At 68.6% G+C, this 22,122-nt stretch carries 24 protein-coding genes and 1 pseudogene; 10 read left to right on the top strand and 15 right to left on the bottom strand.

All coding sequences use genetic code 11. The features are described from left to right. Window position 1 precedes the first annotated feature (1 nt). The 7 genes from TN53_RS35390 to TN53_RS35360 all read right to left on the bottom strand — a co-directional run bounded on the left by TN53_RS35390 (window position 2) and on the right by TN53_RS35360 (window position 5,508). A complete protein-coding gene (locus tag TN53_RS35390) occupies window positions 2-310 on the bottom strand; it encodes a hypothetical protein (protein WP_046262904.1) in 309 nt (102 codons plus the stop codon). Between the two features lie 551 nt (window positions 311-861). After that, window positions 862-1,263, bottom strand: coding sequence for a hypothetical protein (locus TN53_RS35385; protein WP_046262903.1), 402 nt, complete (start codon window positions 1,261-1,263; stop codon window positions 862-864). An 8-nt stretch (window positions 1,264-1,271) separates the two neighbouring features. Continuing rightward, window positions 1,272-1,742: a hypothetical protein gene (locus TN53_RS47995; protein ID WP_052745366.1), complete on the bottom strand. Its 471-nt coding sequence runs from the start codon at window positions 1,740-1,742 to the stop codon at window positions 1,272-1,274. Then, window positions 1,711-2,595 (bottom strand): hypothetical protein, encoded by an 885-nt coding sequence (locus TN53_RS45915; RefSeq protein WP_199924706.1) that lies wholly within the window; start codon window positions 2,593-2,595, stop codon window positions 1,711-1,713. The genes TN53_RS47995 and TN53_RS45915 overlap by 32 nt, the downstream gene beginning before the upstream one ends. A 232-nt stretch (window positions 2,596-2,827) precedes the next feature. Continuing rightward, entirely contained in the window at window positions 2,828-3,112 is a 285-nt protein-coding gene (locus tag TN53_RS35370) for a DUF2500 family protein (RefSeq protein ID WP_046262901.1), read from the bottom strand. 168 nt (window positions 3,113-3,280) lie between these two features. Then, the gene (locus tag TN53_RS35365; RefSeq protein ID WP_046262900.1) at window positions 3,281-4,630 is read right to left on the bottom strand and encodes a S53 family peptidase; all 1,350 of its coding nucleotides are present in this window, start codon (window positions 4,628-4,630) and stop codon (window positions 3,281-3,283) included. 254 nt (window positions 4,631-4,884) lie between these two features. Further along, complete coding sequence (locus TN53_RS35360; protein WP_046262899.1) at window positions 4,885-5,508, bottom strand: TetR/AcrR family transcriptional regulator; 624 nt, start codon at window positions 5,506-5,508, stop codon at window positions 4,885-4,887. Window positions 5,509-5,579: 71 nt separating this feature from the next. Here TN53_RS35360 and TN53_RS35355 point away from each other — a divergent pair, with 71 nt between their 5' ends. Further along, window positions 5,580-6,488, top strand: coding sequence for an oxidoreductase (locus tag TN53_RS35355; protein WP_046262898.1), 909 nt, complete (start codon window positions 5,580-5,582; stop codon window positions 6,486-6,488). 65 nt (window positions 6,489-6,553) lie between these two features. Here the strand turns inward: TN53_RS35355 and TN53_RS35350 are convergent, their stop codons facing one another. Both TN53_RS35350 and TN53_RS35345 read right to left on the bottom strand, forming a co-directional pair. Beyond that, window positions 6,554-7,321 (bottom strand): SDR family NAD(P)-dependent oxidoreductase, encoded by a 768-nt coding sequence (locus TN53_RS35350; RefSeq protein ID WP_046262897.1) that lies wholly within the window; start codon window positions 7,319-7,321, stop codon window positions 6,554-6,556. Window positions 7,322-7,397: 76 nt separating this feature from the next. Next, entirely contained in the window at window positions 7,398-8,651 is a 1,254-nt protein-coding gene (locus tag TN53_RS35345; protein WP_046262896.1) for an RNA polymerase subunit sigma-70, read from the bottom strand. Between the two features lie 127 nt (window positions 8,652-8,778). On the opposite strand from TN53_RS35345, the gene TN53_RS35340 reads away from it, so the two are divergent. From TN53_RS35340 to TN53_RS35330, 3 genes are all read left to right on the top strand, one after another. Next, complete coding sequence (locus TN53_RS35340) at window positions 8,779-9,495, top strand: trypsin-like peptidase domain-containing protein (protein ID WP_046262895.1); 717 nt, start codon at window positions 8,779-8,781, stop codon at window positions 9,493-9,495. A gap of 68 nt (window positions 9,496-9,563) precedes the next feature. Beyond that, entirely contained in the window at window positions 9,564-10,571 is a 1,008-nt protein-coding gene (locus tag TN53_RS35335; protein WP_199924705.1) for an NlpC/P60 family protein, read from the top strand. A gap of 198 nt (window positions 10,572-10,769) precedes the next feature. Then, entirely contained in the window at window positions 10,770-11,474 is a 705-nt protein-coding gene (locus TN53_RS35330; RefSeq protein ID WP_046262894.1) for a phosphatase PAP2 family protein, read from the top strand. A gap of 35 nt (window positions 11,475-11,509) precedes the next feature. On the opposite strand, the gene TN53_RS35325 is transcribed toward TN53_RS35330, so the two are convergent. Beyond that, complete coding sequence (locus TN53_RS35325; RefSeq protein WP_046262893.1) at window positions 11,510-13,072, bottom strand: FAD-binding oxidoreductase; 1,563 nt, start codon at window positions 13,070-13,072, stop codon at window positions 11,510-11,512. Window positions 13,073-13,663: 591 nt separating this feature from the next. Here TN53_RS35325 and TN53_RS35320 point away from each other — a divergent pair. Both TN53_RS35320 and TN53_RS35315 read left to right on the top strand, forming a co-directional pair. Then, the gene (locus tag TN53_RS35320; protein ID WP_046262892.1) at window positions 13,664-14,506 is read left to right on the top strand and encodes a hypothetical protein; all 843 of its coding nucleotides are present in this window, start codon (window positions 13,664-13,666) and stop codon (window positions 14,504-14,506) included. Between the two features lie 97 nt (window positions 14,507-14,603). Next, window positions 14,604-14,783, top strand: coding sequence for a hypothetical protein (locus TN53_RS35315; RefSeq protein ID WP_046262891.1), 180 nt, complete (start codon window positions 14,604-14,606; stop codon window positions 14,781-14,783). Between the two features lie 42 nt (window positions 14,784-14,825). On the opposite strand, the gene TN53_RS35310 is transcribed toward TN53_RS35315, so the two are convergent. Further along, a complete protein-coding gene (locus tag TN53_RS35310) occupies window positions 14,826-15,167 on the bottom strand; it encodes a metal-sensitive transcriptional regulator (RefSeq protein WP_046262890.1) in 342 nt (113 codons plus the stop codon). A gap of 212 nt (window positions 15,168-15,379) precedes the next feature. Here TN53_RS35310 and TN53_RS35305 point away from each other — a divergent pair, with 212 nt between their 5' ends. The 3 genes from TN53_RS35305 to TN53_RS35295 all read left to right on the top strand — a co-directional run bounded on the left by TN53_RS35305 (window position 15,380) and on the right by TN53_RS35295 (window position 17,530). Further along, a complete protein-coding gene (locus TN53_RS35305) occupies window positions 15,380-16,000 on the top strand; it encodes a DUF47 domain-containing protein (protein ID WP_030043659.1) in 621 nt (206 codons plus the stop codon). A gap of 5 nt (window positions 16,001-16,005) precedes the next feature. Then, window positions 16,006-17,004: an inorganic phosphate transporter gene (locus TN53_RS35300; RefSeq protein WP_046262889.1), complete on the top strand. Its 999-nt coding sequence runs from the start codon at window positions 16,006-16,008 to the stop codon at window positions 17,002-17,004. Window positions 17,005-17,107: 103 nt separating this feature from the next. Then, window positions 17,108-17,530, top strand: a complete 423-nt coding sequence (locus TN53_RS35295; protein ID WP_046262888.1) for a hypothetical protein — start codon at window positions 17,108-17,110, stop codon at window positions 17,528-17,530. A gap of 113 nt (window positions 17,531-17,643) precedes the next feature. Here the strand turns inward: TN53_RS35295 and pstB are convergent, their stop codons facing one another. The 4 genes from pstB to pstS all read right to left on the bottom strand — a co-directional run bounded on the left by pstB (window position 17,644) and on the right by pstS (window position 21,745). Next, the gene (gene pstB, locus TN53_RS35290) at window positions 17,644-18,420 is read right to left on the bottom strand and encodes a phosphate ABC transporter ATP-binding protein PstB (protein ID WP_046262887.1); all 777 of its coding nucleotides are present in this window, start codon (window positions 18,418-18,420) and stop codon (window positions 17,644-17,646) included. Between the two features lie 41 nt (window positions 18,421-18,461). Continuing rightward, window positions 18,462-19,508, bottom strand: a complete 1,047-nt coding sequence (pstA, locus tag TN53_RS35285; protein WP_046262886.1) for a phosphate ABC transporter permease PstA — start codon at window positions 19,506-19,508, stop codon at window positions 18,462-18,464. Then, window positions 19,505-20,509 carry a phosphate ABC transporter permease subunit PstC gene (pstC, locus tag TN53_RS35280; RefSeq protein ID WP_046262885.1) on the bottom strand — a complete coding sequence of 335 codons (1,005 nt, stop codon included), beginning with the start codon at window positions 20,507-20,509 and terminating at the stop codon, window positions 19,505-19,507. The genes pstA and pstC overlap by 4 nt, the downstream gene beginning before the upstream one ends. A gap of 111 nt (window positions 20,510-20,620) precedes the next feature. After that, complete coding sequence (pstS, locus tag TN53_RS35275; RefSeq protein ID WP_046262884.1) at window positions 20,621-21,745, bottom strand: phosphate ABC transporter substrate-binding protein PstS; 1,125 nt, start codon at window positions 21,743-21,745, stop codon at window positions 20,621-20,623. A 258-nt stretch (window positions 21,746-22,003) separates the two neighbouring features. On the opposite strand from pstS, the pseudogene TN53_RS48640 reads away from it, so the two are divergent. Continuing rightward, a pseudogene (locus TN53_RS48640) lies at window positions 22,004-22,122 on the top strand (phosphate ABC transporter substrate-binding protein PstS); the annotation flags it as partial.

The following is a 22,122-nucleotide window of genomic DNA, read 5'->3' as shown; positions in this document are numbered from 1 at the left end:
GCTAGACGGCCATGCCGTACACGATGGTGAACAGCGTGCCGAGTGAGCCGATGATGAAGACTCCGGTGAGGCCGGCGATGATCAGGCCCTTGCCCTGTTCCGCGCTGAAGGTGTCACGGAGGGCCGTCGCGCCGATGCGTTGCTTCGCGGCGCCCCAGATGGCGATGCCGAGGCAGAGCATGATGGCGACCGCCATGACGACCTGGATCATCGTCTTCGCTTCCGTGCCCAGCGCCCCGAAGGGGCCCCAGTCCGGAGCGATCCCGCCGATGATGGTGTTGATGTCTCCCTTGTCGGCCGCAAAGAGCATGTAAGTCACCGCCCCTGGTGGGTAGTTCCGCTTCCCCCTGCAGGTGCGCAGAGGTCAGGCATCATTCTCGCCGACAATTCTGCTGCCGGATGTCGACTTGGCGTCATTGATTGGCGGGTTTCGTACGAATGCACTGTCCGGTCACTCTGTGTATCACGGCAGGTCACGCCGGGCAATGAGGCCGGAGCGGAACCTTCGTGTGGTTCCGTCGTTGACCTCTTCTTGGGATCTGGTGTGCTGGTGGCACCCCTATTGCACCCCTGTTCTGCGGGTGAAGGCTACCCGGCTTCGTCCGTGGGCCTCATGGCCCGTCGGGGCGCGGCTGGTGACGGAGCGTCAACCGGTGAGGGTCTCATCACCAGGGCAGGGGCTCCGGCCGCCGGTCCCAGCGGGGTAGGGATCTTCAGCTCCCCGGCCACTTCCGCGATCCGCATGACGTGGGCTCCGGGCAGCCGCTGGATCGGTCCCTCCACGGCATCGACGCGCGCGATACACGGGCTCTTCGTCGTCGTAGACGACTACCCGTGCCCGGGTTCACGGAAGCGCTCAGTTCAATTCCGATCGCTGCCTGTTCCTGCTCCTGCTCCTGTTCCTGGAATGGGTGGCGTCGCATCGATGAACTGCTGCAAGTCCAATGTGAGCAGGAGGGAATACCTCCCGAGTGATGCCAAGCGAGCGAAGATCTGGCGGGCGAGCCCCTCTTGTCTGGGGATGTTCGAGTCGAAGTCGCGTACCGTGAAAAGAGACTGGTACCGCTCGAAAGGCATCCCCTGGTCCTCTTCATAGTCATGGGAGAACTCCACCTCGACTGCCGCGTATCCCAGATTCGCCGCATAGTCGATGAATTCGCTCTCGGTCGGCTGCAGCTGGATTCCGCACGCCCATGAAAGGTCCGAGATGAGTTGGTCCTGGGGCTGACCAGGATGGACAAATACGTAGTGATATTCACTCACGGGTGCTCCTAGGGCCAGGTGATGGTGTAACCGTTTCCGATGATCCGGATCGAGTTCATCCGCCCTGGCGGATTATTGCGCAGGAAACGCTCAAGGGATTGTCGGGCCTCGGTCTCGCCCAACTCGCTCGGCCGGGCGTCCACCACGGCATCACGTGCCTGCTTCTTGGCCGTGTTCAGAGTGTTCTTGATGGCATTCGGCGATGCCTTCGGGTCAAGGGTCTTGAACTCGGTGGGCACGCCGTCCACAAGCGAGTCCGGCCGCTTCTCGCCTTCGACCGTCGACTCCTTGACTGACTTGACGTGCTTGCCTTCAGCCTCCAGATACTCGGCTATTCGACGTTCTTTCGGGCTGAACTGCTTCTCGGTCTCGTCGATGGAACCACGCTTCGCCGGAGACCCCTGGGGGGAGCCGGATCCCGACTCGGCCGGCGTGCCGTCGCTGCCATCACCTCCGCCGTTGGAGGCGCCCAGCCCCATCAGGACGATCCCGGCCGTGCCGAGGAGGCCGGCGTTGAGGGCGGCCTCGGCGGTGAGGGCGCCGATCGCTCCGCCGCCGGCGAGGGCGAGGCCGCCGGGAGGGAACAGGGCGAGCAGGGAGAGCAGGAGAAGGGCGAAGCCGAGGTAGACCAGGAAGGTGTTCAGGGCGTCGAGGAGGTGGAGCGTGCGGATGGCTCTGCCATCGGGGCCCGCGGCGCCCAGCCCGCGCCCAGAGAAGGAGTACGCCGGTGGTCGCGGCGCCCAGTGCGGTTCCGAGGCGGAAGCGGTGGGCCGCCAGCGCTTCCCCCAGCGGTTGGGCCGACGCCAGTCGCCAGGTGCGTAGCAGGGTGGTGAGCTGGTAGGCGATCCAGGCCAGGGCGGCTATGCCGAAGCCCATGAGGATCTTCGGCCCGGCGCCGGTGCTGAAGAACTCCTGGAGGCCCGCGGTGGAGGTGAACGAACCGACAACCAGGAACAACAGCGCGGGGAGCATGAGCACGCACGGGATCAGCAGCAGCCACCGCTCCCGGGAACGGCGGTCCCTTCGAGCAGTCTTCAGCCAGGCGCGGATGTCCAAGGTCTGCCAGGTGTGCTGATTGTCGGACGCGTCCATCCGCGCCGTGATCCCCGCGACCACCCGCCGCAGTTCCTCGGTGTCCTCGGGCGGCGCCGACGCGGCGGCGTACAGCAAGGAGCGCCGCAGGCTGACGTAGCGCAGGACGAGCCGCAGGCTCCATGGTGGACGCCAGGCCGCGTAGCGCAGCAGGGCTCCCAGGCTGTCGCCGTCGGCGCGTTCCGACGTGAGCAGTGCGCCGGGCACGGTGCGCTTGCCGTGGTGGAGTTGGCGCAGCATGCGGCCGCCACCGCCATCACCAACGTCACGCCAGGCCCCCCGGTGCACTGGATCGACATCCGATGCTAGGTAGTCAACTGCCGGTGCGGCTAGGGAGTTGTGGGACGGTCGGGGTCTGGCTCACTTGGTGAAGTGGTCGAACTCGCCTGCCTTTACGCCGAGTACGAAGGCATCCCACTTGGCTTGGTCGGTGGTGACGGTGGTGTCGGCGGTGTGGATGCGGACGGTTTCGTCAGCGTGTGGTGCACTTCGGATAGCTCGCACCCTCGACGCAGTTGTCGTAGGCGCTGCTGCTGACGTCGACCTCTTCCTCGTCGCCGCTCTTCGTGCGGATCGTCAGCTCGTACTCGGTGTGGCAGCTGCGGGACTTCTTCGTGCCCTTCTTCTTCGTCTTGCACTCGTAGTCAGAGTCCTTGCTGACGACGGAGCCGGAGACGTTCTTCGACTCGCTGCTGCACGCCGTCAGTGGCGCGGAGAGTGCGGCGACGGTGATCAGGATCGCGAGAGCGCGCTTCATGCTGTTTCGTTTCCCCCGTGGTGGTGTTGTTGGGGTGATGGTGCCAGAGACGGAGGAACGGGCCGAGGCTGGGTGCCTCGGCCCGTTCTCATCCGTGCCGCCCAGGGGACCCCACGTCCCCTGCCCGCGGGCGGCTTCCCCGTGACCCCACGGGGAGGTGTGGGGGTGTCAGCCGGTGAAGGCGGACGTGCCCGCCGGGGTGCCCAGGCCGGTCGGGCCGTCGTAGCCCGAGCCGGCGGTGCAGAAGTAGCTCGTGGTGCAGCTGCCGTTGTTGCCGGAGGTCACGTCGTTGAGGGCCGAGGTGTCCGCGTAGGGGAACTGCGCCGGGTAGGAGCTGCTGGACGGCGTGCCGGCCAGGGCGTACACGGAGGCGATGATCGGGGCCGAGGCGCTGGTGCCGCCGTAGGTGTTCCAGCCGGTCCCGTCGGAGCCGTAGGAGTCGTAGACGGAGACACCGGTGGCCGGGTCGGCCACCGCGGAGACGTCCGAAATCATGCGCTTGGTGCAGCCGGTGTCGGTCTGCCAGCTGGGCTTGGCGTCGTACGCGGAGCAGCCGGAGCCGGTGCCCTCGGTGCTGCTGGTCTTCCAGACCGTCTCCGTCCAGCCGCGGGTGTTCGAAGACGTGGAGAGGGCGGTGCCGCCGACCGATGTCACGTACTTCGAGCCGGCCGGGTACTCGGCGCCGTAGGCCTCGTCGCCCGCGGAGACGGTGATGGCGACGCCCGGGTGGTTGAAGTAGGAGGAGTCGTACGACGTGTCGCTGGAGGACTCCGAGCCGCCGTAGGAGTTGGAGACGAACTTGGCGCCGAGCTTGACGGCCTCGTTCACGGCCGTGCCCAGGTCGGCCATGCTCGACGACTTCGCCTCGACCAGCAGGATGTTCGCGTTCGGGGCGATGGCGGAGACCATGTCGAGGTCGAGGGAGATCTCGCCGGCCCAGCCGCTGTCGGCGGTGGGGAGGGAGGTCGTGGAGCCGGTCTGGGAGACCTTCTTGAAGCAGCCGTTGGCGACGGTGCAGGCGGAGAGGCCGTAGTAGGAGCGGTAGGTGGCCAGGTCCGCGGCGGCGTTGGGGTCGTCGTAGGCGTCGACGATGGCGATGGTCTCGCCGGCGCCGTTCGAGGAGGAGGCGCTGGTCAGGCCGTAGGCGTCCTGGAGGTCGCTCGGGCCGTAGCCGGTGGGCGTGGCCGAGGTGGCGTTCGGCTTGACGGTCTTGGGGGTCGCGCCCTTGAGCGCGGCCTGCTTCTCCATGTAGGCGGTGGTGCCGCCGGTGACACGGAGCGCGTTGCAGGCGGCGTAGCCCTTCTTCGGGGTCGTGTCACACGCGCTCTCGTACTGCACATGGGCCTTGGCGACCTGTGCGGCGACGGTCTTGGCGCTCACCTTGTGCGGCGTGGGGGTGGCCGCGTCGGCGTGGGCGGCGGTGCCGAGGCCGGCGAGGAGGAGGGCGGCCGTGGCCGTGGCGGCCGAGCCGATCCGGCGCGATCTGCCGGATATGCGGGGGGTGTTGGGCGTACGCAACGTACAGCCTCCTGAGAGTGGGGGTTGCAGAGAGGCCTGCGATGGGGGACCACCGGTGAGGTTCCCGGTGGGGGCGGCGACCCGCGTAGACCATCCCCTTGTTGAGTACGTGACAACAAGATGGGCGGTGGAATCCTGACTTCCGCCTTACTGAAGGGGGTTGGGGGTTACTGATCAATGGCAGGGCGATGGGCGGCGAATGGTCTCGGCTTGACCATCTACACGCGTTGCGCACAACTGCCGGAGGGCGAGGGTCACCTGGGCTTGAGGCCGTGCAGCAGCAGGTGCACCAGGTGCGGAACGCCGTCGGGAGCGGACTGCGGGGTGCTCCGGTCGTTGGCCGCGAAGATGGCCGTGCCCTGCAGGGTGGCACCCACCATATGGGTGAGATGGGCGGGGTCCCCCTCGATGATCTCCCCGCGCTTCTGGGCGTCCGCGACGATCCGCTCCAGTGAACCCACCGTGCGGTCCACGGCCGCGGCCATCTCCTCGGAGGCGTCGGGGTCGTGCTTGCGGGCGAACATGAGCTCCAGGAGCTCGGCGTTCTCGACGGCGAAGCCGAGGTAGGCCCGGGCGAGGCCGACGAGTCGCGGTTCCAGCGGGAGGGCGGGGTCGTCGGCGGCGTCCAGGGTCTGTGCCAGCTGCTCGTACCCGGCCAGCGCCAGGGCGGTGAGCAGGGCCTGCTTGTCCTTGAAGTGGCGCCCCGGGGCAGCGTGGCTGACGCCGATGTCGCGGGCCAGTTCCCGCAGGGACAGGGCTCCCGTCCCCTTCTCGCGCAGGGTGCGCTCCGCGCTCGCGAGCAGGGCGGAGCGGAGGCCTCCGTGGTGATAGGGGCGGGTCTCGCGGCTCTCGGACTTCTCGGACGGCATGGGCACCATCGTATCCGGATGTAGTCGGCGCCAGCATTGTTGTCATTGACAGCATTGTTGTCGACGCCTACATTGAGGCCATGGCTACTGACAAGTGGAACGCGACCGACCTCCCTGACCTCACGGGCCGCACGGCCGTGGTCACCGGAGCCAACAGCGGTATCGGCCTCACGGCGGCGGAGGCGCTGGCCCGGGCGGGCGCGCATGTCGTGTTCGCCGTACGGGATCCGGAGCGCGGCCGGGCCGCGGCGGCGACCGTGCACGGCAGCACGGAGGTCCGCCGCCTCGACCTGGCGGACCTGTCCTCGGTACGGGAGTTCGCGGCGGACTGGAAGGGCGAACTGCATCTGCTGGTGAACAACGCCGGCGTGATGATGCTGCCGGAGCAGCGCACCCGGGACGGCTTCGAGATGCAGTTCGGCACGAACCACCTGGGGCACTTCGCGCTGACGAACCTGCTGCTCCCGCACATCACCGACCGGGTGGTCACCGTCTCCTCGGACCTGCACCGCGGCGGCAGCGGAGTGATCGACTTCGCCGACCTGAACCGGACGGCGAACTACAGCCCCACCGGCGCCTACGCCCAGTCGAAGCTCGCGAACCTCCTCTTCACCCTGGAGCTCCAGCGCCGCCTGACGGAGTCGGGCTCCCCGGTCCGCGCCACCGCCGCCCACCCCGGGTACGCCGCCACCAACCTCCAGAGCCACGCGGCGAGCCCGGTGGCCCGGCTCTTCATGAAGTTCGGCAACAGGTTCATGGCCCAGGACGACAGGGCGGGCTCGCTGCCCACCCTGTACGCGGCGACGCAGGACCTCCCCGGCGCCAGCTACGTCGGTCCGGACGGTTTCCGGGAGATGCGGGGTGCGCCCACCCTGGTCGGCCGAAGCACGGCGGCGAGCGACCCGGAGGCGGCGAAGCGGCTGTGGACGGTGTCGGAGGAGCTGACGGGGACGCGGTTCCCGCTGGAGACGGCCCTGCGACGCGGCTAGGCATCGGCTGTCAGGACCGACAAACCCGCAGGTGCCCACCTCACCGACCGGGACATGCCCAGCGATCAGCTGGCGAACATTCCCGCCGTCGCGTTGATCCACGTGCCCGTGATGCTGACGCCCGCGTCGGAGGCGAGGAAGGTCGCCAGGGCGGCGATGTCGGCGATCCGCGGGGAGCGCTTGGTCATGCGGAGGCTGTCGAGATGGGCGCGGATGCCCTGTACGGCGGTCTCGTCCATGGCCGGGGCGCCGGCGGCGGTCAGCTTCTGCGGGGTGAGGGTGTCTGTCACGCCCGCCGTCCAGATCCCGCAGACACGGACGCCCGACGGGCCGAGTTCCGCGGCCAGCTGGCGGATCAGCGCGTCGATCGCGCCGTCGGCCGCGGCCGTACCGCCCATCATCGGGCTGCCGTTGGCGGAACCGCTGTCGAGGGACAGGATCACGCCCGAGCCCTGTGCCGTCATCCGGCGGGCCGCCGCCCGAGCGGTGACGAACTGGCAGGCGATGCCCTGCACCACGGGTCGCGTGTAGTCCTCGAGCGACATCTCCGTCAGCGGTACGCCCTGGAAGTCCCCGCGCGGTACGAGGTTGAGGGAGACGTCGATCCGGCCCGCCCGCTCCACGACCGACGCCGCGTGCGCCTCCACGGCGGCCTCGTCACGGGCGTCCAGTACGTCGTACTCGGCACCGGTCTCCTCCGCGACCTTCCGCAGCGTCGACTCCGTACGGCCGACGAGGAAGACCCGCGCGCCCGCATCGGCGTACGCCTTCGCGACGCCCGTGCCGAGCGAACCCGCACCGCCGTAGACGACCGCGACCTTGTTCTTCAGCATGGTGACTCCCTGGGTGGGGGCGCCGTGTGCGCCCGTCACTCATGGGACGTGCCCGCGCGGAAAACTCATCGCCGCCTCAGAGAGTCATCGGCAGACCGAACGCCGGGTACAGATGCGGCTCGAAGGTGGTGATCGCGGCGATCCTCCCGTCCTCGATCCGCAGGACGTCGATGTTCTGGCCCCGGAAGACGGTCGTACCGGGCCGGCGCAGGTAACCGGCCACCGCCACCTGCCCGTTGGCGCGTACGGGAAGGTGGCGCCAGTGTCCGACGAACGTCGGGGACGCCGGGTCGAGGTTCGGCCGGATGAAGGCGAAGAGGGCCTCGCGGGTCGTGAACCAGAACGGGTTCGGCGGCATGGTGAGCACGGCGTCCTCGCGGACCAACTCGGCCATGGCGTCGAAGTCCACGCGGGCCACGGCGTCCATGTAGCGCTGGAGCAAGGCCAGTTCCAAGGCGCTGGGAGCACTCGTCGACCAGTCCTCACGCCGTCCCGGCAACGCCTCCCGCAGGGCCGTTCTCCCGCGCTGCACCGCGCTGTTGGCCGACGCCAGGGTCGATTCCAGCAGGTCGGCGGTCTCCTGGGCCGACCATCCCGCCACGTCCCGCAGGATCACCGCGGCGCGCTGGCGCGGCGGGAGGTGCTGGATCGCCGTGAGGAAGACCAGCTCCAGGGTCTCGCTCGCGACGGCCCGCGCGACGGGCTCGTCGGGGAGCTGGTCGTCCGGGAAGGGCTGCAGCCAGGGCATGGACGGGGGTGGGGGGCCGTCGCCCGGGTCGATGCCGGGGACGGGCTCGTAGGGGGTGGGGCGGCGGTCGTTCTTCCGGAGAAAGTCCAGGCAGGCGTTGGTGGCGATCCGATACAGCCACGCCCGCGGGTTCGCCACGCCGTCCAGCGCCTCCCTCGCCCGCCACGCCTTGAGGAACGTCTCCTGGGTGAGGTCCTCCGCCTCGTCGTACGAGCCGAGCAGGCGGTAGCAGTGAACCCGCAGTTCCTTGCGGTGGGCCTCGATGAGGGCCGTGAAGTCGTCCTCGCCGGGATTCGTCACGCCCGTCGGCGTGACGTTTTCCGTACGGGCCTGCCGGGCGAGCCGCCGCAGTTGCGCGAACCGGGTGTTGAGCGCCTCGACGTCGGCGCGGAAGACGACCGGGGGCTCCAGCCGCAGGCGGTTCAGCTGGTCGCCGATGTCGGAGACCAGCTCCTGGGCGGCGGGGCTCTGCCGCTTCCGGTACGCCCGCTGCCGGCATGCCTGCGAACAGTAGGAGGCGGTACGACCGGGGCCCGCGGTGCGTTCGACAGTGCGGCCGCAGCTCCGGCAGGTGGCGGTCATGCGGCTCGCCGCGCGATGAGCGTGGGCATGAGGGCTCCTCTGCTCGGGGGGAGAACGCTGCCAGGGTAGGTGTCCCTCAAGGCGCGACTGACCCGGTTCTCACCTTCGTGCGGAAGGCTGCGTTCCGATGAAGCGCACGCCTCTCTACGCCGTTCTCGTACTCCTCGCCGTCACCTCCGCCTCCGAGGCGGGCGCCGATGACGGTCCCGGCCCTTTCGGTGTCACCGTCACCGCCGCCGCAACCGGGGAGACCGGGCGCGTGGGGGCCCTGTTCGCCGGCGGACAGCACTTCTGCACCGCGTCCGTCGTGCACAGCCCGCACCGGGATCTCATCGTCACCGCCGCGCACTGCCTGGACGGTGACACGGACGACCTCGTGTTCGTGCCGGGCTACCGCAACGGCCGGGCGCCCTACGGGAGGTGGCGCATCACCGGACGGTTTCTCCCCGACGCGTGGGACGAGGACAGTGACGTGGCGTTCGCGACCCTGGCCCAGCGGCGGGGCGAGGGCGTCGAGGATCTCGTCGGAGGGAACCGCTTCACCACCGGTACCGCGACCGGCGCCACGGCCGTGACCGTCACCGGCTACCCCGACTCCCGCGAGACGCCGGTCCGCTGCACCGACAAGCCGATCGCGCACAGTCGTACACAACAGCGCATCGACTGTCCCGGCTTCGGCGGCGGCACCAGCGGCAGCCCGTGGGTCAACGGGGACGGGGAGGTCGTCGGGGTGCTCGGCGGGCACGAACAGGGCGGGACGACCGCCGGCATCTCGTACAGCGTGGTGCTCGGGCGGGAGGCCGCGGAGCTGTACCGGGACGCGACCGAGTCTCCTTCCGCATGATCACCCCAGAACGACGAAGGCGCCCCTAAACTGACCTGGGCATCGGACTCCGGGGCAGCGAGGGGCGGTTGACGGTGCGTAAGGCATGGCTCGTGGGGGGTGCCGTCCTCGGGGCGGGGCTCAGCTTCGTGATGCTGCTCGTCGTCGGTGTGTACGTCGTCGCCGGGAACCTCGCCAACGGGGTCGGCGGAGCCACGAAGGCGCTGGCCAAGGGGTCCGTGCCGGCCGCCTATCAGAACCTCGTGCAGAAGTGGGGCAACCTCTGCACCGCGATCAACCCGGCGCTGCTCGCGGCCCAGCTGTACCAGGAGAGCGGGTTCAACCCGAAGGCGCAGAGCGCCGCGGCCGCGCAGGGGATAGCGCAATTCATCCCCGGGACATGGGCCACGCACGGGATCGACGGCGACGGGGACGGCGACCGCGACGTATGGGATCCGAATGACGCGATTCCGTCGGCCGCGAAGTACGACTGCACCCTCGCCTCGTACGTGAAGGACGTCCCCGGGGACGCCACGAGGAACATGCTCGCGTCCTACAACGCGGGGGCCTACGCGGTGATCAAGTACGGGGGTGTGCCGCCGTACAAGGAGACCCAGAACTACGTGAAGACGATCACGACGCTGGAGGAGAGCTTCGCCGCTCCCGTCACGCGCGTGGATCCCTCGAAGCAGGCCGCGGGCGCCATCTACTACGCGCAGAAGAAGCTCGGCACGCCCTACCTCTGGGGCGGTGACGGTACTGCTCAGGACAGTGGACGGTTCGACTGCTCGGGGCTGACGAAGGCCGCGTACGAGAGTGTCGGGATCTCGTTGCCGCGCGTCGCCAACGACCAGTGGAACGCGGGTCAGCATCCGGCCAGGGACGAGCTCCTCCCCGGCGATCTCGTCTTCTTCTCGGACGACCTCACCAACTCCCGGGCCATCCGGCATGTGGGGATTTATGTCGGCGGCGGATACATGATCGACGCCCCGAGAACGGGTGCTGTGATCCGGTTCGACCCGATCGACACCCCCGACTACTTCGGAGCCACACGCGTCACCGAAGATGGCGCGAAAGCGCTCCCCACGACCGTCTGACGGCCTGTGAACCTGCCCCCTGAGCTGCAGTGATGTGTCTCTCTTCGATAACGTCTGCGTGATCATTCAGTGGAGGGTGGAACGTATTAACAGGGACCGTGCGTTCCTGTTCTCGTAGCGATCTACACACCACGGGGGTGGAACAGCGGCGCGCGAATCTCTGCGCGCCGGGAGAGCCGACGAAGGGGCCGCAGCACCATGGCTGGACTCGCCGCATCCGGGTCGAACCCCGACGTCGACCTGCTCTACGACATCAACGGCCTGGCCAAGGACGCACCCGTGTGGTTCGACCGGGTCATGGAGTACGTCGGTGAGTACGGGATCCTCCTGGCCACCGTGCTGCTCGTGCTGTGGTGCTGGCTGTCCGTGCGCAAGCGGGGCGGCGAAGAGGCTCCCTCGTCCGTGGCCGCGCTGGTCTGGGCGCCGCTCGCGGCCGGCATCGCCGTACTGGTCAACGTGCCGATACGAGGGTTCGTGGAGCGGCCGCGGCCGTTCCTGTCGCACGAGGGACTCGACGTCCTGGTCTCCGGCAAGACCGACTACTCCTTCGTGAGCGACCACGCCACGATCACCATGGCCATGGCGGTCGGACTGTTCGTCGCCAACCGCAGGTTCGGCTTCTTCGGTATCGGCCTCGCCCTGCTCGAGGGCTTCTGCCGGGTCTACATGGGTGTGCACTACCCGACCGACGTCATCGGCGGCTTCGCCCTCGGCACCGCCGTGGCCCTGCTGCTGTCCCCGCCGGCCATGGCCCTGCTCACCCCGCTGATGAAGGCGATCGAGCGGTCGCCGCGCGCGGGGTGGCTGATCCGGGCACGGGGAAAGTCCTATGACGGTCACGACGCCCTGATCCCCGGCGCCCGGAAGGAAACGGGCGCCGAGGAGCGCGACCTCGCCGCCTGAGTCGGACCGGACCTCGGAGCTGACCCAGAGGCGACCTAGAGGGCCTGCGGGAACGTGAAGAAGCCCTTCGGGTCGTACTGCTTCTTCAGGGCCGCGAGCCTGGTCGCCGCGTCTCCGTAGTACGCCTTGCGCCAGTCCGTCAGGGACGGGTCGGTGTAGTTCTGGTAGGCCGCGCCCGACGCATAGGGCTTCATCGCGTTGTGGGCCTGGGTCAGCCAGGACTGGGCGGTCGTGCCCGACGTGCCCGCCTTCCAGGCGGCGATGTACTGGGCCAGCATGCGGGAACGGCGGTGGACGAACGCCGTGGCAGTCGGGGAGACGCGGTTGACGGCGCCGCCGAGGGCCGTGAGGGCGATGTCGCCGGCGCCGCCGCGGACCGACTCCAGCTGCTTGAGCATCGCCTGGATGCCGGCCGTGGACAGGGAGCGGTCGAAGAAGTCCGACTTGGCGGCGTACGTCTCCCGGCCGAGCGCGCCCTGGGGGGAGCGGCCCGGGGTCTTGCCGGGCAGGTGGCACTGGGCGTCCGTGGTGAAGGAGGAGCAGCCGGCGTAGACCTCCATCGCGTCCTCGTACGAGAGGCGCTTGAGGGAGACGCTGGTCGCGGGGGCACCGATCTTGTCGGCCAGGCGGTCCACGGCGTTCTGGAGTTCACCGTAGGTGCCGAGGGAGAAGGCGGCGACGGAGACCGTGGTGTAGCCGCCGGAGGTGCCCGCCAGGTGCAGGGACGACCAGATCTCGTCGGGCTGGGTCGGGCCCCACTCCTGCCAGGCCTTGGTCACGGCGGCGGCCTTCGCCCATGGCCAGGACATGTACGCCTTCACCGCCTGGGGCGCCGGGTGGGTCTTGAAGTGCAGCTCGGTGACGACGCCGAAGTTGCCGTTGCCCGCGCCGCGCAGCGCCCAGAAGAGGTCCTTGTTCTCGGTCGCGTTCGCGGTGAGCTGCTTGCCGTCCGCCGTGATCAGCGTCGCCTGGGTGAGGCTGTCGCAGGTCAGGCCGTAGGCGCGGGAGACGACTCCGTGGCCGCCGCCGAGGGTGAGCCCGGAGACGCCGACGGTGGGGCAGGAGCCGGCGGGGATGGTGACGCCCTTCGCGGCGAGGGCGCGGTAGACGTCGATGAGTTTCGACCCGGCGCCGACCACCGCTGTGCCGCCGCTGCTGCGGACCTTGTTGAGCTTCGAGACGTCGACGATCAGGCGGTTGTTGCCGGAGGACCAGCCGGCGTAGGAGTGGCCGCCGTTGCGGATCGCGATGCGGAGGTTGTGGGCCCGGGCGTAGGCGAGGGCGGTGCGGATGTCTTCCGCGTGGGCGATGTACGCGACCGCCGCGGGCTTCAGGTTGTCGAAGCGGGTGTTGTAGAGCTGGTGGGCGGTCGGCCAGTTCGTGTCGCCCGGGCGGACGAGGGTGCCGTCCAGGTCGCGGGCGAGGGCGGTCCAGTCCGCGGGGGCGGTGGTGGTGGTGCCGGCTCTGGTGGACGTACGTGCGGAATTGTCGGCGGTGGCCGTCTGCGCTGCGTCGGCCTTTTCGTCGCCGTTGCACGCGGTCGCGGTCGCCGCGGCGATCGCGGCTACGCCGCCGCCGATGAACGTACGCCGTTCCATGTCGCCTCCTGGGGGTTCGTGGAACGAGACGGGGTGGTGGGGTCGGGGGTTCCATCGTGCCGGTCGGCGGGGGCGCGCGCCGGGCTGTTCCCGCCCCCGCCGCCCCTGCCCGTCCCTCCCCCAGAGGGGGGACCCCCACTGGGGGCTGCGCCCCCAGACCCCCGCTTCGGCCCTGAAGGGGTCTTGTCCTCAAACGCCGGACGGGCTTTAGGAAGGCGAAGCTGCCGGCGGGTGGGTGGGTTTGGGACGGTGTCAGCCTTGTCCTCGGGCGCCGGACGGGCTGAAGGGTGCGGGCCGGGGCCGAGAGGCGTGCGATTACGTCTCTGTGTGGCGCTGCGCGTCTGTTCTTGCCTGGCTTCTTGCTCTTCTTGCCGGGCCGCGCCAGCCGCAGGTGCAGCGCGCTGTGCAGAAGGGGCCCTGGTCGACTGTTGTCGTCAGGTGTTCAGAGGAGTCGTGGGGCGGGGGGACCCTGTCCTGGTGTGCCACGGCGACAACGTTACCGAGCCCGGGTAAACGGCTCGTATGCGCGTGACGGGCTCCGCATGGTCGTCGTTAGCGGAACGGACAGGGGGTCCGTGACGGAGGCAGGCGATGGCGGAGCGGCAGCAGAGGCGGACGGGTGGGGTCGGTGTGGTGGCGGGGGTCGTGGCCGTCGTCTGTGCCGGGGCCGCGGGGTGTTCGGGGAGCGGGGTCGCCGCCGAGGACGGGCGCAGCTCGGGTGACGCGGTCGAGGTGGTGCGTCTTGCCGCCGACCGGCTTGTGGAGGCGCGGAGTTCCAAGGCCCGGACCTCCATGGAGATGGCGACGGGGGGGACCCGCGTCACCATTCGCGGGGAAGGGATCTATGACTACCGGCGCCGGGTCGGGGAGCTGAAGGTGCTGCTGCCGCAGGATCCCGCCGGGACGAGCGAGCATCGGCCCATCACCGAACTGCTCGCTCCCGGTGCGCTGTTCATGAAGAACCGCGGTGCCGGGGTGCCCTCCGACAAGTGGGTGCGGGTCGAGACCGCCTCGCTGTCGGACGGGAATCTCGTCACCGGGGGCGCCACCGATCCGTTCGCCGCCGCCGAGCTGCTGCGGGGGACCCGGTCCGCGACCTATGTAGGGGAGACCGAGGTCGCGGGGACGGAAGTGCGGCACTACCGGGGGGTCGCGGATCTCACGGTCGCCGCTCGGGACGCCTCCGCCGGGAACAGGTCCGCCCTCGGCGCGGCGGCGAAAGGGTTCGCCACGGCTCGGGTGCCCTTCGACGTCTACCTCGACGACGACGGGCGGATCCGTAAGGTCCGGCATCGGTTCAGCTTCGTCAACGGGCAGCAGGAGGGGACCGTGGCGGTCGCCTCCACGACCTTGCTCTACGACTTCGGGATCGCCGTCGACGTACGGCTGCCGGACGGCGACGACATCTACGCCGGGAAGATCGCAGAGGAGTGAGCAGCCGTGACGGGCGTCAAGAACTAGCCCGTCCGTGCCATGCGCGGTGCGTAGGCCGCTCCCTACTCTAGGAAGCGGTGACGGCAGAGAAGAGGTGATGCACGTGGCTCCGGTCGGCGGTACGGCAGTTCAGGACCACGTGGCCCTCGCCGAGATCGAGCTGTGCGGAGACCTGATCATCGCGGCCTCGGCCGCTCACGAGGACAGGCTCAGCCTTGAGAGCATCGACGAGGTGCTGAAAGTGGCCCAGGAGCGCGAGGACGCCTCCGGAGCGTGAGCCGCCCGGGGGCGTCCCCTCAGTCGTCCGTCGGTGTCCGTCTCACGTCCGCAGCAGTCGGCCGATCGCCTTCGTCGCCTCTTCCACCTTCGCGTCGATCTCCTCGCCGCCCTTGAGGGCCGCGTCCGCGACGCAGTGCCGCAGGTGTTCCTCCAGCAGCTGCAGGGCGAAGGACTGCAGGGCCTTGGTGGAGGCGGACACCTGCGTGAGTATGTCGATGCAGTAGACGTCCTCGTCCACCATGCGCTGAAGACCGCGGATCTGGCCCTCGATGCGGCGCAGGCGCTTGAGGTGCTCGTCCTTCTGCTTGTGGTAGCCGTGCACCCCGTGGTCGTGGTCCGTCTCCGCGGAGGGCACTTCCGCGCCGGCCTCGGTGGTCGTCATCGCGTCCTCCACATCTGCGGGCCAATCTGAGGGCAGACATATACCCCTACCGGGTATATCGTACCCAACTTTGGCGGGTATAGGGCCTGCGGAAGGCCCCCGTGCCGACCACTCTGCCTGATGGGCGACACTGGGGGACGGCCCATTAGCCGTGGCCGGATGATGCACTTAGCATCAGCCTGACCGAAACCCATGCACCCCGAGGACCCCTTGTGCGCTTTCGTCTGACCCCCAGGGAGACGAGCTTCTACGACATGTTCGCCGCATCCGCGGACAACATCGTCACGGGCTCGAAGCTCCTCATGGAACTGCTCGGGGCGGACACCGCCGGCCGGGCCGAGATCGCAGAGCGTATGCGGGCCGCGGAACACGCAGGTGACGATGCCACGCACGCGATCTTCCACCAGCTGAACTCCTCGTTCATCACGCCGTTCGACCGTGAGGACATCTACAACCTCGCGTCGTCCCTCGACGACATCATGGACTTCATGGAGGAGGCCGTCGACCTGGTCGTCCTCTACAACGTCGAGGAGCTCCCCAAGGGCGTCGAGCAGCAGATCGAGGTGTTGGCGCGGGCCGCCGAGCTCACCGCCGAGGCCATGCCGAACCTGCGGACCATGGACAACCTCACCGAGTACTGGATCGAGGTCAACCGGCTGGAGAACCAGGCCGACCAGATCCACCGCAAGCTGCTCGCCATGCTCTTCAACGGCAAGTACGAGGCCATCGAGGTGCTGAAGCTCAAGCAGATCGTGGACGTACTGGAAGAGGCGGCCGACGCGTTCGAACACGTCGCCAACACCGTGGAGACCATCGCGGTCAAGGAGTCCTGAACCACGTGGACACCTTTGCTCTGATCGTGACCATCGGCGTCGCGCTCGGCTTCACGTACACCAATGGTTTCCATGATTCGGCCAACGCGATCGCGACCTCGGTCTCCACGCGGGCGCTGACCCCGCGGGCCGCGCTCGCGATGGCGGCCGTGATGAACCTCGCGGGTGCGTTCCTCGGCAGCGGGATCGCCAAGACCGTGAGTGAGGGCCTGATCGAGACGCCGCACGGCAACAGGGGGATGTGGATCCTCTTCGCCGCCCTCGTCGGCGCGATCGTCTGGAACCTGGTCACCTGGTACTTCGGTCTGCCCTCGTCGTCCTCGCACGCGCTGTTCGGCGGCATGGTGGGAGCGGCGCTCGCGGGCGGGATCGATGTGATCTGGTCCGGGGTGCTCGAGAAGATCGTCATCCCGATGTTCCTGTCGCCGATCGTCGGTATCGTCACCGGCTATCTGGTGATGGTCGCGATCATGTGGATGTTCCGGAAGTCCAACCCGCACAAGGCCAAGCGCGGTTTCCGGATCGCGCAGACCGTGTCCGCGGCCGGTATGGCCCTCGGTCATGGTCTGCAGGACGCGCAGAAGACGATGGGCATCGTGGTGATGGCGCTCGTCATCGCCGATGTCGAGGACGCGGGCGACCCGATTCCGGTGTGGGTCAAGATCGCCTGTGCGGTGATGCTGTCGCTCGGCACGTACGCGGGCGGCTGGCGGATCATGCGGACCCTCGGGCGGAAGATCATCGAGCTGGACCCGCCGCAGGGCTTCGCCGCGGAGACCACGGGCGCGGGGATCATGTTCACCACCGCCTTCATGTTCCACGCGCCGATCTCGACGACCCATGTCATCACCTCGGCGATCATGGGCGTGGGTGCGACGAAGCGGGTGAACGCCGTGCGGTGGGGTGTCGCGAAGAACATCATCCTGGGCTGGTTCATCACCATGCCGGCTGCGGCGCTGGTCGCGGCGGGTGTGTTCGGGGTCGTGAATCTGGCGTTCCTGTGAGCGTGGTCAAGTAGTTGAAAAAACACCCGACGCTCCCACCCCTTTCGTGAGACCTTGGGGATCACGTGTTCTACGAACGCATGTTCGAGAAGGGGGATTTCTCATGAACACTCTCAGCAGGCGTCTGCTGTCCGGCGCGGGAGCGGTGGGCGCAGCGGCGGCCACCATGCTCTACGTGGCCGCGCCGGCCTCCGCGGCGACCGAGATCTACAGCGTGTCGACCTACCGGTCCGGTGACTACGCGTCGTCCGCGGGCTCGGAGGCCTTCTACACGGACGACGACTCCTTCCACATCTGCGACAACTCGACCGACGGGGCCGGTGTCCTCGGGTACTGGAAGGTCGGCAGCTCCGGCACCGTCCACTCCAAGTACAACGGCAACGGCTTCAACACCTGTGTGACGTCCGACGAGGACTTCGCCGAGTCGGCCACGCTCTACATCAGGGTCTGCCTCCGCAACGACGGCGTCGTGGTCTCGGACACCTGCAGCGGCTGGAAGACGGCCTACGCCGACGGCGTCGCGTAACCGCCGACCGTACGAAACGGGCCCGCCCCCCGGGAACCAGGGGGCGGGCCCTTTTTCGTCCTCGCGGTGGCACCGCCATGCAGCACCGCGAGGGGTCTTCGTCGGGTGCCGGTCTAGCCGAAGCGGCCCGAGATGTAGTCCTCCGTGGCCTGGACCGACGGGTTGGAGAAGATGCGCTCCGTGTCGTCGATCTCGATCAGCTTGCCGGGCTGGCCGACGGCCGCGAGGTTGAAGAACGCCGTGCGGTCCGAGACACGGGCGGCCTGCTGCATGTTGTGCGTCACGATGACGATCGTGAAGCGCTCCTTCAGCTCGCCGATCAGGTCCTCGATCGCCAGGGTGGAGATGGGGTCCAGGGCCGAGCAGGGCTCGTCCATCAGCAGGACGTTCGGCTCGACCGCGATCGCGCGGGCGATGCACAGACGCTGCTGCTGTCCGCCGGACAGGCCCGAGCCCGGCTTGTTCAGGCGGTCCTTGACCTCGTTCCAGAGGTTCGCGCCCTTGAGGGACTTCTCCACGATGTCCGCGAGCTGGGCCTTCTTGTACGAGCCGTTCAGGCGCAGGCCCGCCGCCACGTTGTCGAAGATCGACATCGTGGGGAAGGGGTTCGGGCGCTGGAAGACCATGCCGACCTCGCGGCGCACCGACACGGGGTCGATGCCGGTGCCGTACAGGTCCTCGTCGTCCAGGAGCACCTTGCCCTCGACGCGGCCGCCGGGGGTGACCTCGTGCATCCGGTTCAGGGTGCGCAGGAACGTCGACTTGCCGCAGCCGGAGGGGCCGATGAAGGCCGTCACCGAGCGGGGCTCGACGGTCATCGAGATGTCCTCGATCGCCTTGTGGGAGCCGTAGTAGGCGGTCAGTCCGCTTACGTCGATTCGCTTGGCCATGATTACGTCACTTCCAGAGATTCAGTCGCCGAGAGGCCGCGTCAGCGACCGGTCTTGGGGGCCTTCCAGCGGGCGATGCCGCGGGCCACCAGGTTCAGGATCATCACGAAGGCGATCAGCGTCAGTGACGCCGCCCAGGCGCGGTCGTACGCCGCTCCGGAGCCCGCGCTGTTCGCGTACTGCTGGTAGATGTACAGCGGCAGCGAGGCCTGCGCACCCTCGAAGGGGTTGTTGTTGATGAACGGGTTACCGAACACCAGCAGCAGAACCGGAGCGGTCTCACCGGCGATACGGGCGACCGCCAGCATGACGCCGGTCGTGATGCCGCCGATCGAGGTCGGCAGGACCACCTTCAGGATCGTGCGCCACTTCGGGACGCCCAGGGCGAGGGAGGCCTCGCGCAGCTCGTTCGGGACGAGCTTGAGCATCTCCTCGGTGGAGCGGACGACCACCGGCATCATCAGGATGGCCAGGGCCAGCGAGCCGGCGAACCCGAAGGGCTGCATCTCGAACATCAGCATGAGGCTGAGGATGAAGAGGCCCGCGACGATCGACGGGATGCCGGTCATGACGTCGACGAAGAACGTGATGGCCCTGGAGAGGTTGCCCCGGCCGTACTCCACCAGGTAGATCGCGGTGAGCACACCGATCGGGGCGGCGATGACCGTGGCGAGGCCGACCTGCTCGAGGCTGCCGAGGATGGCGTGGTAGATGCCGCCGCCCGGCTCGGTGTCGGCGACCACACCCATGGAGTGGGTCAGGAAGTAGACGTCCAGGACCTTCACACCGCGCGCGACCGTCACCCAGATCAGGGAGATCAGGGGGATGAGGGCGATCAGGAAGGAGACCCAGACCAGCGAGGTGGCGATCCGGTCCTTGGCCTGCCGGCGGCCCTCCACGCGGGCGGCGATGCCGTAGGTCCCGACGAGGAAGAGGATCGCGGCGATCAGGCCCCACTGGACCTCGCTGTCGAGGCCGGCGCCCAGACCGATGCCGACTGCGACGGCGATCGAGCCGGCCGCGATGGCGAACGGGGACCACTTGGGCAGACGGGCACCGCGCAGGGTGCTGACGGTTGCGGTGCTCATGCGTTGGCCCCCGAGTACTCCTTGCGGCGGGCGATGATCGCGCGGGCCGCGCCGTTGACCAGCAGGGTGATGACGAACAGGACCAGACCGGAGGCGATCAGCGCGTCACGGCCGAACTCGGTGGCCTCGCCGAACTTGCTGGCGATGTTCTGCGCGAAGGTGCCGCCGCCCGGGTCGAGCAGGCTGGCCTGGATGTCGAAGGTCGGGGAGAGCACCGTGGCCACGGCCATCGTCTCGCCGAGCGCGCGGCCGAGGCCGAGCATCGAGGCGGAGATCACGCCGGAGCGGCCGAAGGGGATCACCGACATGCGGATGACCTCCCAGCGGGTGGCGCCGAGCGCCAGGGCCGCCTCCTCGTTCATCCTCGGCGTCTGCCGGAAGACCTCACGGCTGACGTTGGTGATGATCGGCAGGATCATGATCGCGAGCAGGATGCCGACGGTCAGCATCGAGCGGGGCGCGCCGCCCTGCCAGGAGAAGATGCCGGTCCAGCCGAGGTAGGTGTCCAGCCAGCCGAAGAGGCCGGTCATGTTCGGTACCAGGACCAGGGCGCCCCACAGGCCGTACACGATGGACGGGACGGCGGCCAGCAGGTCGATCACGTAGGCGATCGGGCCGCTGAGCTTGCGCGGGGCGTAGTGCGTGAGGAACAGCGCGATGGCGACCGCGATCGGGACCGCGATGGCCATGGCGACGATCGAGGAGACGACCGTGCCGAAGGCGAGCACCGCGATGCCGAAGACCGGCGGGTTGACGCCGGTGTTCCACTCGAAGGCGGTCAGGAAGTTGCCCTCGTCCTTGCTGATCGCGAGGGACGCGCGGTAGGTGAGGAAGACCGCGATCGCGGCCATGATCACCAGCAGGAAGATGCCCGAACCGCGGGACAGGGCGAGGAAGATGCGGTCGCCGGGGCGGGTGGCGCCACGGGCCGCGGCCTTCTGCTCGGTCGCGGTGGGTTGCGGGGCGGGGGGAGGAGTGTCAGCTATCTGTGTGGTGTCCATCGGGTTCTCCGGTCTGCGGAGTCGTACGGCTGTACGGCTCCTGGCGGCGGTGCACCGGACGGTGCGGTCCGGTCCGGGGTTTCAGGCCCTGGACCGGACCGCACGCGGGGATCAGCTCAGGCCCTCGATGGTGGTGCGGACCTTGGCGATGATGTCGTCGGGGATCGGGGCGTAGCCGGCGCCGGCGAGCACACCCTGACCGTCCTCGGACGCGATGTAGCGCAGGAACGCCTTCGTGGCGGGCAGGCTGTCGGACTTGTTGCCCTTGTCGCAGACGATCTCGTACGTGACCAGGGTGATCGGGTAGGCGCCGTCGGCCTTGGTCGCGTAGTCCAGCTTCAGCGACAGGTCCTTGCCGGTGCCGACGACCTGGGCGGCCGCGATCGCCTTGGTGGCGTTCTCGACGGTGGCCTCGACCGGGGCGGAGGCGCCCGTGTCGATGGTGACCGGGACGATGCCGTCCTTGGCGTACGACAGCTCCATGTAGGAGATGGCGCCGGAGGTCTGCTTGACCTGCTGGGCGACACCGGAGGAGCCGGAGGCCGACTGGCCGCCCTTGGCCTGCCAGGCCTTGCCGCCCTCGTACTTCCAGTTCGCCGGGGAGGCGGCGATCAGGTACTTGGTGAAGTTGTCCGTGGTGCCGGACTCGTCCGAGCGGTGGAACGCCTGGATCTTCAGGTCGGGCAGCGTGGCGTCGGGGTTCAGCGCCTTGATCGCCTTGTCGTTCCAGTTGGTGATCTTGCTGTCGAAGATCTTGGCGAGCGTCTCGGCGTTGAGGACGAGCTTGTCCACGCCCGGGACGTTGAAGCCGACCGCGATCGGGCCGCCGACCATCGGGAGGTCGATGCCCTGGCCGCCCTTGCAGACCGACTTGGAGGCGGTGACCTCTTCGGGCTTCAGCGCGGAGTCCGAACCGGCGAAGGCCACCTGGCCCTGGGTGAACGCGGTGACGCCGGCGCCGGAGCCGCCGCCCTTGTAGTTGATCTGGACGCCGGAGCAGGCGGCCGTGAACTGCTTGACCCAGGCGTCGATCGCGTTCTTCTGCGCGGAGGAGCCGTCGGCGAGCAGCTGACCCTTGGCGTCGTCGCACTTGATCGAGCTGTTGGCGGCGGTGGAGCTGCTCGCGCCGTCAGAGGTGCCGGTGTCGTCGGAGCCGCACGCCGTGAGGGCCAGGGCGCCGGAGACGGCGATCGCGCCGAGAGCGAGAGCTCGCCGGTTCTTGCGCTGAAGCTTCACTGAGGGAGTTCCTTCCGAGAGCCGCCGTCCTGAATCCGGCGGCGTGCGAAGACTGGGTGATGCGGACGCGTCTTAGAGGTGTTCTTCCGAGGAGCGGTCCGCACCGCGTAAGGCCGAAATTAGGCAGATCAGGTGAAGGCGCCGACTGGCGTAAATGAACGGCGGGTGAACCCCTGCGGAAGGGGCGGTTAGGTCACGGAACGCTTACGTCGAGGACACGGGGGCATTCCATCGGGTTGAGCGGGGCGGCTCAGGGGGTGGGGCAAGGGGTTCACGGGCGCCTGCTCCGGCGGCAAGAGCAACTACAAGGGGGGCGGCTCGGGGGCCGGCGTCACCGCGTTCACCCAGGGCCAGGTGGCGTTAGCCGGTTCGGACTC

Source organism: Streptomyces sp. WM6386 (assembly GCF_000972385.1).
In the GTDB taxonomy this organism is placed as follows: domain Bacteria; phylum Actinomycetota; class Actinomycetes; order Streptomycetales; family Streptomycetaceae; genus Streptomyces.
Note: the sequence above shows the minus strand (reverse complement) of the source record. Positions and strands in the feature narration are given on the sequence as shown.

Bases quoted from the DNA above. Each gene is read 5' to 3' on its own strand.
- TN53_RS35320 (WP_046262892.1), top strand. From the start codon at position 13,664: ATGGCGGAGCGGCAGCAGAGGCGGACGGGTGGGGTCGGTGTGGTGGCG.
- TN53_RS35315 (WP_046262891.1), top strand. From the start codon at position 14,604: ATGCACGTGGCTCCGGTCGGCGGTACGGCAGTTCAGGACCACGTGGCC.
- TN53_RS35340 (WP_046262895.1), top strand. From the start codon at position 8,779: ATGAAGCGCACGCCTCTCTACGCCGTTCTCGTACTCCTCGCCGTCACC.
- TN53_RS35360 (WP_046262899.1), bottom strand. From the start codon at position 5,508: ATGGTGCCCATGCCGTCCGAGAAGTCCGAGAGCCGCGAGACCCGCCCC.
- TN53_RS35330 (WP_046262894.1), top strand. From the start codon at position 10,770: ATGGCTGGACTCGCCGCATCCGGGTCGAACCCCGACGTCGACCTGCTC.
- TN53_RS35370 (WP_046262901.1), bottom strand. From the start codon at position 3,112: ATGAAGCGCGCTCTCGCGATCCTGATCACCGTCGCCGCACTCTCCGCG.
- TN53_RS35345 (WP_046262896.1), bottom strand. From the start codon at position 8,651: ATGACCGCCACCTGCCGGAGCTGCGGCCGCACTGTCGAACGCACCGCG.
- TN53_RS45915 (WP_199924706.1), bottom strand. From the start codon at position 2,595: ATGCTGCGCCAACTCCACCACGGCAAGCGCACCGTGCCCGGCGCACTG.
- TN53_RS35390 (WP_046262904.1), bottom strand. From the start codon at position 310: ATGCTCTTTGCGGCCGACAAGGGAGACATCAACACCATCATCGGCGGG.
- pstB (WP_046262887.1), bottom strand. From the start codon at position 18,420: ATGGCCAAGCGAATCGACGTAAGCGGACTGACCGCCTACTACGGCTCC.
- pstA (WP_046262886.1), bottom strand. From the start codon at position 19,508: ATGAGCACCGCAACCGTCAGCACCCTGCGCGGTGCCCGTCTGCCCAAG.
- TN53_RS35355 (WP_046262898.1), top strand. From the start codon at position 5,580: ATGGCTACTGACAAGTGGAACGCGACCGACCTCCCTGACCTCACGGGC.
- TN53_RS35295 (WP_046262888.1), top strand. From the start codon at position 17,108: ATGAACACTCTCAGCAGGCGTCTGCTGTCCGGCGCGGGAGCGGTGGGC.
- TN53_RS35350 (WP_046262897.1), bottom strand. From the start codon at position 7,321: ATGCTGAAGAACAAGGTCGCGGTCGTCTACGGCGGTGCGGGTTCGCTC.
- TN53_RS47995 (WP_052745366.1), bottom strand. From the start codon at position 1,742: ATGGGGCTGGGCGCCTCCAACGGCGGAGGTGATGGCAGCGACGGCACG.
- pstC (WP_046262885.1), bottom strand. From the start codon at position 20,509: ATGGACACCACACAGATAGCTGACACTCCTCCCCCCGCCCCGCAACCC.
- TN53_RS35310 (WP_046262890.1), bottom strand. From the start codon at position 15,167: ATGACGACCACCGAGGCCGGCGCGGAAGTGCCCTCCGCGGAGACGGAC.
- TN53_RS35325 (WP_046262893.1), bottom strand. From the start codon at position 13,072: ATGGAACGGCGTACGTTCATCGGCGGCGGCGTAGCCGCGATCGCCGCG.